Source organism: Cupriavidus agavae, from assembly GCF_004217045.1.
GTDB lineage: Bacteria > Pseudomonadota > Gammaproteobacteria > Burkholderiales > Burkholderiaceae > Cupriavidus > Cupriavidus agavae.
In genome coordinates this window covers 1746879-1762017 of sequence record NZ_SGXM01000001.1, presented here as the reverse complement: position 1 = coordinate 1762017, position 15139 = coordinate 1746879, and the positions used below count along the sequence as shown (strand labels likewise).

General features: G+C 66.9%; 15 protein-coding genes. 11 read left to right on the top strand and 4 right to left on the bottom strand.

Annotation, left to right across the window (positions count from 1 at the left end):
• Positions 1-34: 34 nt before the first annotated feature.
• The 10 genes from EV147_RS07960 (at position 35) to ftsB (ending at position 10193) form a co-directional block, all read left to right on the top strand.
• Complete coding sequence (locus EV147_RS07960; RefSeq protein ID WP_130390549.1) at positions 35-1510, top strand: circularly permuted type 2 ATP-grasp protein; 1476 nt, start codon at positions 35-37, stop codon at positions 1508-1510.
• A 33-nt stretch (positions 1511-1543) separates the two neighbouring features.
• Complete coding sequence (locus EV147_RS07955; protein ID WP_130390548.1) at positions 1544-2503, top strand: alpha-E domain-containing protein; 960 nt, start codon at positions 1544-1546, stop codon at positions 2501-2503.
• 63 nt (positions 2504-2566) lie between these two features.
• Entirely contained in the window at positions 2567-3391 is an 825-nt protein-coding gene (locus EV147_RS07950; protein ID WP_130390547.1) for a transglutaminase family protein, read from the top strand.
• 82 nt (positions 3392-3473) lie between these two features.
• Entirely contained in the window at positions 3474-4277 is an 804-nt protein-coding gene (locus tag EV147_RS07945; RefSeq protein WP_198680188.1) for a peptidase, read from the top strand.
• Positions 4278-4401: 124 nt separating this feature from the next.
• A complete protein-coding gene (locus EV147_RS07940) occupies positions 4402-5220 on the top strand; it encodes an alpha/beta fold hydrolase (protein WP_130390546.1) in 819 nt (272 codons plus the stop codon).
• A gap of 114 nt (positions 5221-5334) precedes the next feature.
• Complete coding sequence (locus EV147_RS07935; protein WP_130390545.1) at positions 5335-6987, top strand: CTP synthase; 1653 nt, start codon at positions 5335-5337, stop codon at positions 6985-6987.
• Positions 6988-7012: 25 nt separating this feature from the next.
• Positions 7013-7882 carry a 3-deoxy-8-phosphooctulonate synthase gene (kdsA, locus tag EV147_RS07930; RefSeq protein ID WP_130390544.1) on the top strand — a complete coding sequence of 290 codons (870 nt, stop codon included), beginning with the start codon at positions 7013-7015 and terminating at the stop codon, positions 7880-7882.
• Between the two features lie 112 nt (positions 7883-7994).
• Positions 7995-8285: a DUF1330 domain-containing protein gene (locus EV147_RS07925; protein ID WP_130390543.1), complete on the top strand. Its 291-nt coding sequence runs from the start codon at positions 7995-7997 to the stop codon at positions 8283-8285.
• A 72-nt stretch (positions 8286-8357) separates the two neighbouring features.
• On the top strand, positions 8358-9647 hold the full coding sequence (gene eno / locus EV147_RS07920) for a phosphopyruvate hydratase (RefSeq protein ID WP_130390542.1): 1290 nt from the start codon (positions 8358-8360) through the stop codon (positions 9645-9647).
• Between the two features lie 204 nt (positions 9648-9851).
• The gene (gene ftsB, locus EV147_RS07915; RefSeq protein ID WP_130390541.1) at positions 9852-10193 is read left to right on the top strand and encodes a cell division protein FtsB; all 342 of its coding nucleotides are present in this window, start codon (positions 9852-9854) and stop codon (positions 10191-10193) included.
• 16 nt (positions 10194-10209) lie between these two features.
• Here ftsB and EV147_RS07910 read toward each other — a convergent pair whose 3' ends face one another.
• The 3 genes from EV147_RS07910 to EV147_RS07900 form a co-directional block, all read right to left on the bottom strand.
• Positions 10210-10611 carry a hypothetical protein gene (locus EV147_RS07910; protein ID WP_130390540.1) on the bottom strand — a complete coding sequence of 134 codons (402 nt, stop codon included), beginning with the start codon at positions 10609-10611 and terminating at the stop codon, positions 10210-10212.
• 136 nt (positions 10612-10747) lie between these two features.
• On the bottom strand, positions 10748-11752 hold the full coding sequence (gene hslO, locus EV147_RS07905; RefSeq protein WP_130390539.1) for an Hsp33 family molecular chaperone HslO: 1005 nt from the start codon (positions 11750-11752) through the stop codon (positions 10748-10750).
• 32 nt (positions 11753-11784) lie between these two features.
• Positions 11785-12309 carry a gamma carbonic anhydrase family protein gene (locus EV147_RS07900; RefSeq protein ID WP_130390538.1) on the bottom strand — a complete coding sequence of 175 codons (525 nt, stop codon included), beginning with the start codon at positions 12307-12309 and terminating at the stop codon, positions 11785-11787.
• 118 nt (positions 12310-12427) lie between these two features.
• Here EV147_RS07900 and EV147_RS07895 point away from each other — a divergent pair, with 118 nt between their 5' ends.
• Positions 12428-13276: a ferritin-like domain-containing protein gene (locus EV147_RS07895; protein ID WP_130390537.1), complete on the top strand. Its 849-nt coding sequence runs from the start codon at positions 12428-12430 to the stop codon at positions 13274-13276.
• Here EV147_RS07895 and EV147_RS07890 read toward each other — a convergent pair.
• Positions 13273-15012, bottom strand: coding sequence for an acyl-CoA synthetase (locus EV147_RS07890; RefSeq protein ID WP_130390536.1), 1740 nt, complete (start codon positions 15010-15012; stop codon positions 13273-13275). The two genes, EV147_RS07895 and EV147_RS07890, sit on opposite strands and share 4 nt — an antisense overlap.
• Between the last annotated feature and the right edge of the window lie 127 nt (positions 15013-15139).

Genomic DNA, 15139 nt, shown 5'->3' with positions numbered 1-15139 from the left:
CGATACCAAGAATTCCACCAAGGGAGCGGCCATCATGGCGGCGCGGTTTTTCGACGAGATGCTGGAAGGGCGGGAAGACGGCACGGTGGCGGCCATCGAGGCCGGGCAGACGTTGCCGGCCGGGACGGTGCGGCCGCACTACCGCAGCTTTGCCGACTGGCTCGGCGGCCAGTCCGCCGGGGGGATGGACAACAAGCGGGCCGAGGCGGACCTGATCTTTCGCCGGGTGGGCATCACCTTTGCCGTGTACGGCGACAAGGACGAGTCCAACAGCGGCACCGAGCGGACCATCCCGTTCGACGTGATCCCGCGCATTTTCCCAGCCAGCGAGTGGGCCATGCTGGAGCGCGGCCTGCGCCAGCGCGTGGCGGCGCTGAACCGGTTCATCCACGACATCTACCACGGCCAGGACATCATCCGCGCCGGGGTGATCCCGCCCGACCAGATCTACAACAACGCCCAGTACCGGCCCGAGATGCTCGGCATCGACGTGCCGCGCGACATCTACGCCCACGTGGCCGGCATCGACGTGGTGCGCGCCGGCGAGGGCGAGTTCTACGTGCTGGAAGACAACCTCCGGGTGCCCTCGGGCGTGTCGTACATGCTCGAAAACCGCAAGATGATGATGCGGCTGTTTCCGGAGCTGTTCGCCCGCAACCGCGTGGCGCCCGTGGCCCACTACCCGGACCTGCTGCTCGACATGCTGCGCAGCGTGTCGCCGCAGAACATCGCGGACCCCACCGTGGTGGTGCTCACGCCGGGCATGTACAACTCCGCCTACTTCGAGCACGCGTTCCTGGCCCAGCAGATGGGCGTGGAGCTGGTGGAGGGCAGCGACCTGTTCGTCGAGGACGACCACCTCTACATGCGCACCACGCAGGGGCCGCAGCGCATCGACGTGATCTACCGCCGCGTGGACGACGACTTCCTCGACCCGCTGGCGTTCCGGCACGATTCCACGCTCGGCGCGGCCGGGCTGCTGTCGGTCTACCGGGCCGGCAACGTGACCATCAGCAATGCCATCGGCACCGGCGTGGCCGACGACAAGTCGATCTACCCCTACGTGCCGGACATGATCCGCTTCTACCTGGGCGAGGAGGCCATCCTGTCGAACGTGCCGACCTACATGTGCCGGCGCCCGGACGACCTCCAGTACGTGCTCGACAACATGGAGAAGCTCGTGGTCAAGGAGACGCACGGCGCGGGCGGCTACGGCATGCTGGTGGGCCCGGCCGCCACGCGCGCAGAGATCGACCAGTTCCGCGAGGTGGTCAAATCCCGCCCGGAGCAGTACATCGCCCAGCCCACGCTGGCGCTGTCCACCTGCCCGACCTACGTGGAATCGGGCATCGCGCCGCGCCATATCGACCTGCGGCCGTTCGTGCTGTCGGGCAAGGAGGTGCGCATGGTGCCGGGCGGGCTGACGCGCGTGGCGCTGCGGGAAGGGTCGCTGGTGGTGAATTCCTCGCAGGGCGGGGGCACCAAGGACACCTGGGTGCTGGAACGCTGAGTCCGTGAACGAAGACAACCCGGGAGCCACGCCATGCTGAGCCGTACCGCCGACCACCTGTTCTGGATGGCCCGCTACACCGAGCGCGCGGAGAACACCGCGCGCATGCTCGACGTCAACTACCAGACCTCGCTGATGCCGCAGTCGGCCGAGGTGGCCGAGCAGGGCTGGTGGGCGATGCTCGACATCTCCGAGCTGACGCACGTCTACGACCAGAAGTACGGGCTGCTGCACCGGGACGACGTGATCGACTTCATGGTGCGCGACATGACCAATCCGTCATCGATCATGAGCTGCCTGCGGGCCGCCCGCGAGAACGCGCGGGCCGTGCGCGGATCGCTGACGACCGAGGTCTGGGAGACCATCAACACCACCTGGCTCGACGTCCAGCGCATGATTGCCGATGGCGAACTGCGCCAGGACCCGTCGCGCTTCTTCGAATGGGTCAAGTTCCGCTCGCACCTGGCGCGCGGCGTGCAGTTCGGCACGATGCTCAAGGACGACGCGTTCCACTTCATGCGGCTGGGCACCTTCCTGGAGCGCGCCGACAACACCGCGCGCATCCTGGACGTCAAGTTCCAGGCGTCGGGCCGCGACGACAACGATACCGACGATCCCAACCGCGAGCAGAACGATTTCTACCACTGGGCGGCGGTGCTGCGCTCGGTGTCGGGCTTCGAGGTCTACCGCAAGATCTACCGCACCGTGATCACGCCGCAGCGCGTGGCCGAACTGCTGATCCTGCGGCCGGACATGCCGCGCTCGCTGGTGGCGAGCATGGAGGAGGTGGTGGCGATCCTGGCGCTGGTGGCCAACCAGCAGTCGGCGGAAACCGGGCGGCAGGCTGGTAAACTCCACGCCGACCTGAAATACGCGCGCATCGACGACATTTTCGGCGTCGGCCTGCACGCCTACCTGACCAGCTTCCTGGAGCGCATCAGCGATCTCGGCAACGGCATCAGCCGCGACTTCCTCGTGCCGCTGGCTGCCTGAGCCAGTTGTGACGGAAGCGTCGCTCCGAACCGGCCAGGCAGGGCGTGGCGCGCACAACCCATCGTGAAATACCGGATCCAACACAAGACTGTCTACCGCTACACCGAGCCGGTGCGCCGCAGCGTGCACGAGTTGCGCCTGGCGCCGCGCTCGGGGCCGCTGCAATGGGTCGAGGACTGGCGGCTGACCGTGCCGGGCAACCTGACCGAGGCGCGTGACGGCTTCGGCAATATCGTCCACAACTTCACCATGGCGGGGCCGGCGGTGACCATCGCCATTGCCGCCACGGGCGAGGTGGACGTGCGGGCCGTCGACGGTGATGGCCCCGCGGCGTTCCACGACGCGCCGGAACCCGGCGAAGCCCGTGTCTCGCCGCTGTACTTCCTGTCAGGCACCGCGCTGACGCAGGCGCCGCCCGCGCTCCAGTCATTCGCCGCGCCGTACCTGGCCGCCGGCCACGACCTGCCGGCGCTGCTGGCGCTGGCCGACGGCATCGCCGGCCAGGTGCGCTACCAGTCGAACACGACCGACGTGGGCACTTCCGCCGCCGAGGCGTTCGGGCGCGGCAGCGGGGTCTGCCAGGACCAGGCGCAGGTCATGGTGGCCGCCTGCCGCGCGCTGGGCATTCCGGCGCGCTATGTCAGCGGTTACTTCTACGACCCCGCCGCCACGGCCATGGCCAGCCATGCGTGGGCCGATATCTGCCTCGATCCGGCCCAGGGGCTCTGGTGCAGCATCGACATCACCCACCGCTGTGTGACGGATACCCGTCATGTCCGCCTCGCCGTGGGGCGCGACTACACCTCGGCTGCACCAATCCGGGGCATTCTCGAAGGCGGAGCGGGGGAAACGCTGGACGTGGAAATCGTGATTACGCCCACGGACTAGCCTCTATTCAAACGCCCCGATTTTTCCGACCGGCTAAAATGCAAGCTTGCCGTGTCGGCTGCCCCCAACAACAAATCACCTCATGACGTACTGCGTAGCCATGCGGCTGGATGCCGGCCTGGTATTCCTTTCCGATTCCCGAACCAATGCCGGCGTGGACGCCATTTCCACGGCCCGCAAGATGACCGTCTTCGAAGAGCCGGGCGACCGCATGATGGTGCTGATGACCGCCGGCAACCTGGCGATCAGCCAGTCCGTGCGCCAGTGCCTGGCCGAGGCGCGTGACGAGAAGCGCTCGCTGTGGACGGCGCGCGACATGTTCGAGGCCGCCACCATCGTCGGCGAGGCCGTGCGCGCCGTGCACAAGCGCGACGCCCATGCGCTGCGCGACGCCGGCATCGACTTCAACGTCAGCATGGTGTTCGGCGGCCAGATCCGGGGCGAGCGCACGCGGCTGTTCAATATCTACGCGGCCGGCAACTTCGTCGAAGCCACGCCCGAGAACTGCTATTTCCAGATTGGCGAGGCCAAGTACGGCAAGCCGATCATCGACCGCGTGGTGTCGCCATCGCTGCCGCTGGGCGAGGCCGCCAAATGCGCGCTGATCTCGATGGATTCGACGCTGAAGTCGAATATTTCGGTGGGCCTGCCGCTGGACCTGCTGGTCTACGAGGCCGACGCGCTGCGCGTGACCCGCTTTGTCAACATCGACGAACGCAATGCCTACTTCCGCATGATCCGCGACACCTGGGGCCAGCGCCTGCGCCAGGTGTTCGGCGAGATCAGCAACCCTGAGTGGGATGCCGCCCAGCCCGCCGAATTCCCGCTGGCCCGTGACGACATGGACCGCTGGGGCCAGCCCGTGCGGGCGCGCCGCGAGCGCTGAACGTCCTGGCGCGGGGCCGGCGATAGAGGAAATTGCCTAGCCGGAACGGCCATGCCGACGCAGTACACTCTGCGGCGGCATGCCCTTCCCAGGCATATTCCATCGTATTTTCGCCAACGCCCCCATGCGCGACATCCTGCTGTTCTCCCACGCCAACGGTTTTCCGGTGCCGACCTATCGCAAGCTGTTCGGCGCACTGGAAGACAGCTTCGAGATTCGCGCGGTGGAGCGCTACGGCCACGATCCGAAGCTGCCGGTCACCCGCGAATGGCCCAATCTCGTGGAGGAACTGCTACGCGAGATGGCGCGCGCCGGGCGGGGCGGGGCCGACGAGCGCAAGGTCTGGCTGGTGGGCCATTCGCTGGGCGGGTTCCTGTCGCTGATGGCCGCGCTGCGCCAGCCGCACCGCGTGCAGGGCGTGGTGATGCTCGATTCGCCGATCATCGCCGGCTGGCGCGCCTCGCTGCTGCGCGCCTCGCAGGTGCTGGGGCTCGACGAGAAGCCGAGCCCGGCCGCCGTGACCAAGAACCGCCGCACGCACTGGCCCGACGCCGAATCGGTCTGGACCCACTTCCAGGCCAAGCGCAACTTCCAGGTCTGGGACCCCGAGGTGCTGCGCGACTACACCGAGCTTGGCACCGAGCCCACGGGCCGTGCCGCCGAGCGCCGGCTGCGCTTCGACCGCGATGTCGAATACACGATCTATCGCACGCTGCCGACCAGCCTCGGCCGGCGCGTGGCGCATGGAGCACCGGTGCCGGTCAGCTTCATCGCCGGCACGCGCTCGAAGGAAGTCCGGCAGGTGGGACTGGGCGCCACCCGCAAGCTCGTGGGCGAGCGGCTGCGCTTCGTGGAGGGCGGCCACCTCTATCCGATGGAGCGCCCGCTGGAGACGGCCGGCCTGGTGCGCGAGCTGATCGGCGCGATGCGGGAGGGCCGCTGACGGCGCCGAAACCCTCGAAACCGACGGCGGCCGGACATGCCGTTGTCACAAATTCCGGGTCGGCGGCGCACGGGCTCTCATGTATAATCCCGATTTCCCCGGCAAGCTCGGTTTATGACCAAATTCGTCTTCGTCACCGGTGGCGTCGTCTCTTCTCTCGGCAAGGGCATCGCTGCTGCTTCGCTCGCGGCCATTCTCGAGTCGCGCGGCCTCAAAGTCACCCTCCTCAAGCTCGATCCCTACATCAACGTCGATCCCGGCACGATGAGCCCTTTCCAGCACGGCGAGGTGTTCGTGACGGAAGATGGCGCTGAAACCGACCTCGATCTCGGCCACTACGAGCGCTTCGTCTCGGCCAAGATGCGCAAGTCGAACAACTTCACGACGGGCCAGATCTACGAATCGGTGATCCGCAAGGAGCGCCGTGGCGAGTACCTCGGCAAGACCGTGCAGGTCATTCCCCACATCACCAACGAGATCCAGGCGTTCGTGGAGCGCGGCGCGGCCGCCTCGCACGACGGCAAGGCCGACGTGGCGCTGGTGGAAATCGGCGGTACCGTGGGCGATATCGAATCGCTGCCGTTCCTCGAAGCCGCGCGCCAGATGAGCCTGCGCATGGGCCGCAACCATTGCGCCTTCGTGCACCTGACGCTGGTGCCGTTCATCGCCAGCGCCGGCGAGCTGAAGACCAAGCCGACGCAGCACTCGGTGCAGAAGCTGCGCGAGATCGGCATTTCGCCGACCGCGCTGCTGTGCCGCGCCGACCGTCCGATTCCCGACGACGAGCGCGCCAAGATCTCGCTGTTCGCCAACATCCCGCAGGACGCCGTGATCTCGGTGTGGGATGCCGACAGCATCTACAAGATCCCGCAGATGCTCAACGAGCAGGGCCTCGACCGCCTGATCTGCGAGGAACTCCGCCTGGACCCGAAGCCGGCCGACCTGTCGATGTGGCAGAAGCTGGTCAAGGCGCAGGAGAACCCGGAACACGAAATCACGATCGGCATGGTCGGCAAGTACGTCGACCTGACCGAGTCGTACAAGTCACTGATCGAGGCGCTGCGCCACGCCGGCATGCACACCGCCACGCGCGTGAACATCGAGTACATCGATTCCGAGGATCTGGAATCGGGCCACCTCGAAGCGCTGCAGCCGCTGGACGCCATCCTGGTGCCGGGCGGCTTCGGCAAGCGCGGCACGGAAGGCAAGATCCGCGCGATCCAGTACGCCCGCGAGAACAAGGTGCCGTATCTCGGCATCTGCCTGGGCATGCAACTGGCCGTGATCGAGTTCGCGCGCCACGTGGCCAGCATGGCCGATGCCAACTCGACCGAATTCAACCTCGACACCGAGCACCCGGTGGTGGCACTGATCACCGAGTGGCTGGACCGCGAGGGCAAGGTGGAACAGCGCTCGGCCGATTCCGACCTGGGCGGCACGATGCGCCTGGGCGCCCAGCGCGTGCCGGTCAAGGCTGGCACGAAGGCCGCGCAGATCTACGGCGCCGAAGTCAACGAGCGCCATCGCCACCGTTACGAAGTCAACAACCACTACGTGCCGCAACTGGAAGGCGCCGGCATGGTGATTTCGGCCCGGACCCCGACCGAGAACCTGCCCGAAATGATGGAACTGCCGGAGTCGATGCACCCGTGGTTCGTCGGCGTGCAGTTCCACCCGGAGTTCACCTCGACGCCGCGCGATGGCCACCCGCTGTTCAAGGCCTACGTGGAAGCCGCGCTGGCCGCGCAGCAACGCAAGGGCGCCTGAGCGGCCCGCGACGAAGGAGACAGCCATGAAACTGTGTGGATTCGACGTTGGCCTCGACAAGCCGTTCTTCCTGATCTCGGGCCCGTGCGTGATCGAGTCCGAGCAGATGGCGCTCGACACGGCCGGTCAACTTAAGGAAATTACGAGTTCGCTCGGGATTCCGTTCATCTACAAGTCGTCGTTCGACAAGGCCAACCGCTCGTCGGGCAAGTCGTTCCGCGGCCTGGGGATGGAGAAGGGGCTGGAAATCCTGGCCACGGTCAAGCGCGAGATCGGGGTGCCGGTACTGACCGACATCCACGAGATCGACGAGATCAAGCCGGTCTCGGCCGTGGTGGACGTGCTCCAGACGCCGGCCTTCCTGTGCCGCCAGACGGATTTCATCCGCGCCTGCGCCCAGAGCGGCCGGCCGGTGAACATCAAGAAGGGCCAGTTCCTGGCGCCGCATGACATGAAAAACGTGATCGACAAGGCACGCGACGCCGCCCGCGAAGCTGGCCTGCCCGACGACGTGTTCATGGCCTGCGAGCGCGGCGTCTCCTTCGGCTACAACAACCTCGTCTCGGACATGCGTTCGCTGGCGATCATGCGCGAAACCAACGCGCCGGTGGTGTTCGATGCCACCCACTCGGTGCAGTTGCCGGGCGGGCAGGGCACCAGCAGCGGCGGCCAGCGCGAGTTCGTGCCGGTGCTGTCGCGCGCCGCCGTGGCGACCGGCGTGGCCGGCCTGTTCATGGAAACCCATCCGGACCCGAGCAAGGCCATGTCCGATGGTCCGAACGCCGTGCCGCTCTCGCGCATGAAGGACCTGCTGTCCGTGCTCAAGGATCTGGACGCGCTGACCAAGCGCGCCGGCTTCCTCGAAGACAACTTCGGCTGGCCGGCCTGCGCCTGAGCCCGCCCGCAGTAACCGCCGCCCGCGCCTGTCGCGGGCGGTGTCGCTTGAAGTTGCATCAAAGCCGTTGCAACAGTATCGAAAGACAATACAAAAGCTTTGGAGATAACGGATGGCCGCCGGTTATATCATCGCGTACGTCGACGTGACGGACCCCCAGCAGTACGAGCAGTACAAGGTGCTTTCCACGCGGGCCATGCAGGCGCACGGCGCGGAAGTGCTGGCGCGTGGCGGCCGGACCGAGCCGCTGGAGGGCGAACTGGCGCCCACGCGCGTGGTGATGCTGAAATTCCCGAGCTACGACGCCGCCAAGTCGTTCTACGCCAGCGAGGAATACCTGGCCGCCCGCAAGTCGCGCGAGCATGCCGCAAAGATGAACATGATCGTCGTGGAAGGCGCCTGACATATTTGTCGGGCATCCTGAGCGCGTCATGACGCAGCAGATTGGCAAGATTCAACAGTCCTGAGAGGAAATATGAGTGCAATCGTAGATATCATCGGCCGCGAGGTTCTGGACTCGCGCGGCAACCCCACCGTCGAATGCGACGTGCTGCTGGAATCGGGCGTGATGGGCCGTGCGGCCGTGCCGTCGGGCGCGTCCACCGGTTCGCGCGAAGCCATCGAGCTGCGTGATGGCGACAAGGCTCGCTACCTGGGCAAGGGCGTGCTGAAGGCCGTCGAGCACATCAACACCGAAATCTCCGAGGCCATCATGGGCCTGGACGCTTCCGAGCAGGCGTTCCTGGATCGCACGCTGATCGAACTGGACGGCACCGAGAACAAGGGCCGCCTGGGCGCCAATGCCATGCTGGCCGTGTCGATGGCCGTGGCCAAGGCCGCTGCCGAAGAGGCCGGCCTGCCGCTGTACCGCTACTTCGGCGGTTCGGGCGCGATGCAGATGCCGGTGCCGATGATGAACATCGTCAACGGTGGCGCGCACGCCAACAACAGCCTGGACATCCAGGAATTCATGATCATGCCCGTGTCGCAGACCAGCTTCCGTGAAGCCCTGCGTTGCGGCGCCGAAGTGTTCCACGCACTGAAGAAGATCCTGGCCGACAAGGGCATGTCGACGGCCGTGGGCGACGAAGGCGGCTTCGCGCCGAACTTCTCGTCGAACGAGGAGTGCCTGAACACGATCGTGCAGGCCGTGGAAAAGGCCGGCTACAAGGTGGGCGAGGACGTGCTGCTGGCGCTGGACTGCGCCGCCAGCGAGTTCTACCACGAGGCCGAGGACGTGTACTCGCTGGAAGGCGAGGGCCTGAAGCTGTCGTCGTCGCAATTCGCCGACTACCTGGCCAACCTGTGCGACAAGTTCCCGATCGTCTCGATCGAGGACGGCATGGCCGAAGGCGACTGGGAAGGCTGGAAGACGCTGACCGACAAGCTCGGCAAGCGCGTGCAGCTGGTGGGTGACGACCTGTTCGTGACCAACACCAAGATCCTGAAGGAAGGCATCGAGAAGGGTATCGGCAACTCGATCCTGATCAAGATCAACCAGATTGGTACGCTGACCGAGACGTTCGCCGCCATCGAGATGGCCAAGCGCGCCGGCTACACGGCCGTGATCTCGCACCGCTCGGGCGAGACCGAGGACAGCACGATTGCCGACATCGCCGTGGGCACCAACGCTGGCCAGATCAAGACCGGTTCGCTGTCGCGTTCGGACCGCATCGCCAAGTACAACCAGCTGATCCGTATCGAGGAAGACCTCGGCGATATCGCTACGTACCCGGGCAAGAGCGCGTTCTACAACCTGCGCTGACCGGCGGCCGGTCATCCGGCAGTCCGCTCGTGGAAACGCCGCCCTTCGGGGCGGCGTTTTTTGTTGGCGCGCGGGGTTTGCAACAGTATTGTGTCGTTGTTGCGCTTTGTAGCGTCTTTTGTTTTGCAATCTTCGGCTGCTTGGTGGATCATTGGTGCCGATCCGGCTCCGCCGGAGCCATCTGTCCCTTGCGCCTGAGCCCCGATGCGCCTGATTTCGCTGCTGCTGTTCGTGCTGTTGATCGCCATCCAGTACCCGCTCTGGCTGGGCAAGGGCGGCTGGCTGCGCGTCTGGGACCTGAACCGCCAGGTCAACGAACAGGCCACGCACAATACGGCGCTGAAGCTGCGCAATGCCAAGCTCGAAGGGGAGGTCCAGGATCTCCAGGACGGCACCGGCGCCATCGAGGAACGTGCCCGCTACGAGCTGGGCATGGTCAAGGACAGTGAGGTCTTCGTGCAGTTCGTGGCCCCGGCCCCGAAGGTCAGCGCCACGCCACCGCTGCCGCCGCCGCCCAATTCGGTCGCGGGACGCGGCGGCCACTGATCCGGCATCCGGCTGCCTACCACCAGCCGTAGGGGTAGCCGCCCCATCCCCCCCAGCCGCCATATCCGCCATAGCCGGGCGAGCTGATTCCCACGCCACCGCCCCAGTTGCCGCCGCCCCAGCCGCCATAGAACAGGCTGAAGCTGGTGTTCGGACTGGCATATGCCGCGCGGCTCCACGCCGCGGCCTGCTGCTCGCTGGCCATCACCGTGGCCTGCTCGCGCAGGATCTGCTGGTTCAATGTGGAAAGTTTCTGGCGCTCGGGCTCGTTGAGCGGTGCTGGCGGAATGGAGCCGGCCGGAAGGCGCGCCGTGGCTGGCACGCCGTCCATGTCACGCGGCACGGGCGCCGCGCAGCCGGCAAGGATGGCGGCCGCCGCAGCGGTCAGCAGTGAAGTGCAACGAATTGTCGCTGTCATGTCGGACTCCTTCGGCAGCCAGGTAACAAGCATGCCATTGGACCCGGGGAACCCTGTGTGGGGTTCCGCACGGTGTAACCATGCCTTTGACTTGGCTCCCCTCTCCGCCATGCGGGAGAGAGGAGAAAACCACCGCTTAATGCTGCTGCTGTGCCCCTTCGCCCGCCCCGGTCGCCACCGGCGCCGTGAACAGCTGCGCCGCGTCCACCGGGTCGAACGCATAGCGCTGGCCGCAGAAATCGCAATGGATTTCCACCTCGCCGCGCTCGGCGATGATGCCTTCGATCTCGTCCCGGCCCAGCGATTGCAGCATCGATCCCACGCGCTCGCGTGAGCAGGAGCACTGGAAGTGCGGGGTCATTGGCTCGAAGACGCGCAGGCCGGCAGCCTGCAGCTCTTCCCAGAACAGCCGGCGGATCAGCGTGTCGGGCGTTTCCGCCAGCAGTTCGTCGTCCTTGAGCGTGGCGCCGAGCTGGCATGCCCGGTCCCACGTGTCGAGATCCTGCGCGCGGCCCTCGTCGCCGAGTGGCGCGCCCGTCTCGCCGAGCCGGGCTTCCATGGTGCCGCCATACGACGGCAGCTTCTGCAGCAGCATGCCGGCCGCCACCTGGTCGTTCGACGCCAGCCAGAGCCGGGTATCGAGCTGTTCGGACGCCTGCATGTAGTGTTCGAGCACCTCGGTCATGGTTGCCAGCGGGCCGTGTTCGTCGGCCAGCGGCACGATGCCCTGGTAGGGCTGCTGGCCCGGCAGCTTGTCCTGCGGGTCGAGCGTGATGGCGAAGCGGCCCTTGCCGTGCACGTTGACGAGTTGCTTCAGCGTGGCGTCATCGGCCAGTCCGGCGCCCTCGGCAATCTTGGCGGTGGCCCGCATCGAGAGGTCCGACAGGCATTCCACCACGAGCATGCGCACCGGCCCATCGCCATGCAACTGCATGACCAGCGCGCCATTGAACTTGAGGTTGGCCGACAGCAGCGCCGCGGCCGCCATCATCTCGCCCAGCAGGCGGCGCACCGGCGCCGGGTAGGCGTTGCGGTTCAGCACCTCCTGCCAGGTGGCCTCCATGCGCACCAGCTCGCCGCGCACGGGGGCCGCGTCGAACAGGAATTTCTGGAGGGTGTCGGGATTCGAGGAAGCGGTCACGGGTCTGTCTTTCTTGCGTTGGGGCGCCGGCTTCAGCCGATGCGCTTGAGTTCGGTCTTGTACTGGGCCTGCCGCTTCGCGTACGTCTCGGCGTTGCGATAGAGGTTGGCCACGTCTTCGTCAGTCAGTTCGCGCACCACCTTGGCGGGCGCGCCCAGGATCAGCGAGCGGTCCGGGAACACCTTGTTCTCGGTGATCACCGCGCCGGCGCCGACCAGGCACTCTTTGCCAATCACGGCGCCGTTGAGCACCACGGCCTGAATGCCGATCAGCGAGCCTTCGCCCACCGTGCAGCCGTGCAGCATGGCCTGGTGGCCCACCGACACCTTGTCGCCCAGCGTCAGCGGGCGGCCCGGATCGGTGTGCAGCACGGAGCCTTCCTGGATATTGGTGTCCTCGCCCACGACGATCGGCTCGTTGTCGCCGCGGATCACCACGCCGGGCCAGGCGCTGGCACGCGCCTTGAGCGTCACGTTGCCGATGACGGTGGCTTCCGCCGCCACATAGGCGTGTTCGTGAATGGACGGGGCGATATCGCCGAGCTGGTAAAGCGCCATGGGGTCTCCTGCCTGATGATCGTAATTGGGGATGGCCGCGCAGATTAAAAGAGCCATGTTCGCCACCGGCGGGGCGCCGGCGAGGCTCTACAATGGCGGCTCCCCGGATTTTACGCCTATGCCAGTGATTGCACCCGACCACCTCGCCGATTCACCGCGCCCGGCCCGCCGCCAGGCCCTGGAGGTGCTGTGCATGGCCGATGCCCGGGGCAAGGCCGCCGCCGCGCGCCGGCTTTATGCGTCGCTCGGTGACGGCCAGACCGTAGTCGATCCCGATGACGCCATCGTGGCGGACCCCGCCGTGGCGTTGCCGGGCCGCCCGGCGCGGCCCGAACTGGTGCCGCCGCAAGCGGTGGCGCGCCGCCGGTCGATCCACACCACGGCGGGCCGCGCCAACATGATCCACGCGCTGTGCCATATCGAGTTCAACGCCATCAACCTCGCCCTCGATGCGGTGTGGCGTTTCCGTGGCATGCCGGCCGATTACTACCGTGACTGGCTGCGCGTGGCCGACGAGGAGGCGTACCACTTCACGTTGCTGGCCGACCATCTGCAGACGCTCGGCGCCAGCTATGGCGACCTGCCGGCCCACAACAGCCTCTGGGAAATGACCGACAAGACGTCGGGGGACGTCCTGGCACGCATGGCGCTGGTGCCGCGCACGCTGGAGGCGCGCGGGCTCGACGCCTCGCCGCCGGTGCGCGCCAGGCTGGCCGAGGCGGGCGACGCCGCCGCCGCCGCCATCATCGACATCATCCTGCGCGACGAGGTGGGCCACGTGGCCATCGGCAACCACTGGTACCGGTGGCTTTGCAGCCAGCGCGGGCTGGAACCGGTGGCCACCTACGCCGCACTGGCCGAGCAGTACAAGGCGCCGAAGCTGCGCGGCCCGTTCAACCTCGAAGCCCGCCGCGCGGCGGGCTTCGACGAGGACGAACTTGCCTGGCTCGAAGCCTCGGCGGGCTAGCTGGAGGCGGCGCCCGCCGCCTTCTGCACGCGCTCCTGCTCCATCAGCCGCAGCACGCGGCGCTGGATCTTGCCGGTGGTGGTCATCGGCAACTGGTCGATGAACTCGATGGCCTTGGGGTACTCGTACGGCGCCAGCTGGCCGCGCACATGCTGCTGCAGCTCGCTGACCAGCGCCGCGTCGTTGTCCAGCGAGCGCGCCACGGCCGGCGTCAGCACGATGAACGCCTTGACGATGGCCCCGCGCTCGGGGTCCGGCGACGGCACCACGGCGCAGTTCGATACCGCCGGATGCTTGAGCAGGCAGTTCTCGATCTCGCTCGGCCCGATCCGGTAGCCCGAAGACTTGAACACGTCGTCGGCGCGGCCCTGGTACCAGAGATAGCCCTCGGCGTCGATACGCGCCAGATCGCCCGTGCGGCACCAGCGCAGGCCGCCATGTTCCGAATACTTGCCGGCCGTGGCCGCGTCGTTCTTCCAGTAGCCGAGGAAGAAAACCGGGTCCGGATGACCATGGATGTCGGTGGCGCAGACCGCCACCTCGCCATCCTCGCCCGGCGGGCAGGGCTTGCCGTCCTCGTCGATCACCGCCACGCGATGGCCGGGGTAGGGGCGGCCCATCGAGCCGGGGCGGGCGGGCCAGCCCAGGCGGGCGTCGTCATACTGCGCGGTGCAGTTGCCGACGATGTAGTTGATCTCGGTCTGGCCGAACATCTCGTTGACGATCACGCCCAGCGCGTCGCGGCACCACGTGAATACCGTCTCGCCCACGGCCTCGCCGGCGCTCATGATCGCGCGCAGCTTGAGATCGTATTTTTCCGAGGGAACCGGGCAGGCCTTCATCATCTGCTTGAGCGCCGTGGGGAACAGGAAGGTGTTGGTCACGCCGTACCGTTCCAGCAGTTCGAAGGCACGCTCGGCCGTGAAGCGGCCCTGGTAGCCGACGATGGGCCGGCCGAAGTAGAGCGCGGGCATCAGCGCGTCCCACAAGCCGCCGGTCCAGGCCCAGTCGGCGGGGCTCCAGAACACGTCGTCGTCCTGCGGATACCAGTTCTGCGAGCAGACGAAGCCGGTCAGGTTGCCGATCAGCGCACGGTGCGGGATCACGGCGCCCTTGGGCGGGCCGGTGGTGCCGCTGGTGTAGATCAGCACGGCGGCCTCGTCGGCCTCGGTCTGCTCGGCGGTGAACTCGGGCAGTTGGGCGGCCAGCAGGGTGTCCCAGTCCAGGTCGCCGCGGCCCGTGGCGCCGCCCACGCCGAGCACGGTCTTCAGCGTCGGGCATTCGGGCCGGGCGGCGAGCAGGTTGTCGATCGAGGTCTCGTCGGCGATGGCCACGCGGCTCTCGCTGTGGTCGATCCGGTAGGACAGCGCCTCGGGGCCGAACAGCATCGACAGCGGCATGGCCACCGCGCCAAGCTGGTACACGGCCATGCCGGCAATCACGGTCTCGATCCGCTGCGGCATCACGATGGCCACGCGGTCGCCGCGCTGCACGCCCAGTTCGCGCAGCGCGTTCGACAGGCGGTTGGCCTCGGCCTGGATGTGGGCGTAGGTGTACGAGGCGCGCCGTCCGTCCTCATGCTCGGTATGGACGGCGATGCGGCCGGCCGTGGCCGGGTCGCGCGCCCAGCGGCCGCAGCAGACCTCGGCCAGGTTGAAGAATTCGGGCACGTTCCAGCGGAACGATTCGTGCAGCGCGTGATAGTCGTCACGGCGCGTGGCCGGCAAGGCGGTCATGCCAGGGTCTCCTGTCTGTCTTTTGGGATCGCTGCAGGCGGCTGGCCATTGTGGCTATAATCCGCCGAGCGAACGATCGTTCTATTTTTTATCCGGGCGGCCGTGCGGTGGACACCCACTCCCTGCA

What these genes read in the sequence shown, in the direction of transcription:
- EV147_RS07960 (WP_130390549.1), top strand. Translation starts at nt 35, where the DNA reads ATGGCGGCGCGGTTTTTCGACGAGATGCTGGAAGGGCGGGAAGACGGC.
- EV147_RS07955 (WP_130390548.1), top strand. Translation starts at nt 1,544, where the DNA reads ATGCTGAGCCGTACCGCCGACCACCTGTTCTGGATGGCCCGCTACACC.
- EV147_RS07945 (WP_198680188.1), top strand. Translation starts at nt 3,474, where the DNA reads ATGACGTACTGCGTAGCCATGCGGCTGGATGCCGGCCTGGTATTCCTT.
- EV147_RS07940 (WP_130390546.1), top strand. Translation starts at nt 4,402, where the DNA reads ATGCGCGACATCCTGCTGTTCTCCCACGCCAACGGTTTTCCGGTGCCG.
- EV147_RS07935 (WP_130390545.1), top strand. Translation starts at nt 5,335, where the DNA reads ATGACCAAATTCGTCTTCGTCACCGGTGGCGTCGTCTCTTCTCTCGGC.
- kdsA (WP_130390544.1), top strand. Translation starts at nt 7,013, where the DNA reads ATGAAACTGTGTGGATTCGACGTTGGCCTCGACAAGCCGTTCTTCCTG.
- EV147_RS07925 (WP_130390543.1), top strand. Translation starts at nt 7,995, where the DNA reads ATGGCCGCCGGTTATATCATCGCGTACGTCGACGTGACGGACCCCCAG.
- eno (WP_130390542.1), top strand. Translation starts at nt 8,358, where the DNA reads ATGAGTGCAATCGTAGATATCATCGGCCGCGAGGTTCTGGACTCGCGC.
- ftsB (WP_130390541.1), top strand. Translation starts at nt 9,852, where the DNA reads ATGCGCCTGATTTCGCTGCTGCTGTTCGTGCTGTTGATCGCCATCCAG.
- EV147_RS07910 (WP_130390540.1), bottom strand. Translation starts at nt 10,611, where the DNA reads ATGACAGCGACAATTCGTTGCACTTCACTGCTGACCGCTGCGGCGGCC.
- EV147_RS07900 (WP_130390538.1), bottom strand. Translation starts at nt 12,309, where the DNA reads ATGGCGCTTTACCAGCTCGGCGATATCGCCCCGTCCATTCACGAACAC.
- EV147_RS07895 (WP_130390537.1), top strand. Translation starts at nt 12,428, where the DNA reads ATGCCAGTGATTGCACCCGACCACCTCGCCGATTCACCGCGCCCGGCC.
- EV147_RS07890 (WP_130390536.1), bottom strand. Translation starts at nt 15,012, where the DNA reads ATGACCGCCTTGCCGGCCACGCGCCGTGACGACTATCACGCGCTGCAC.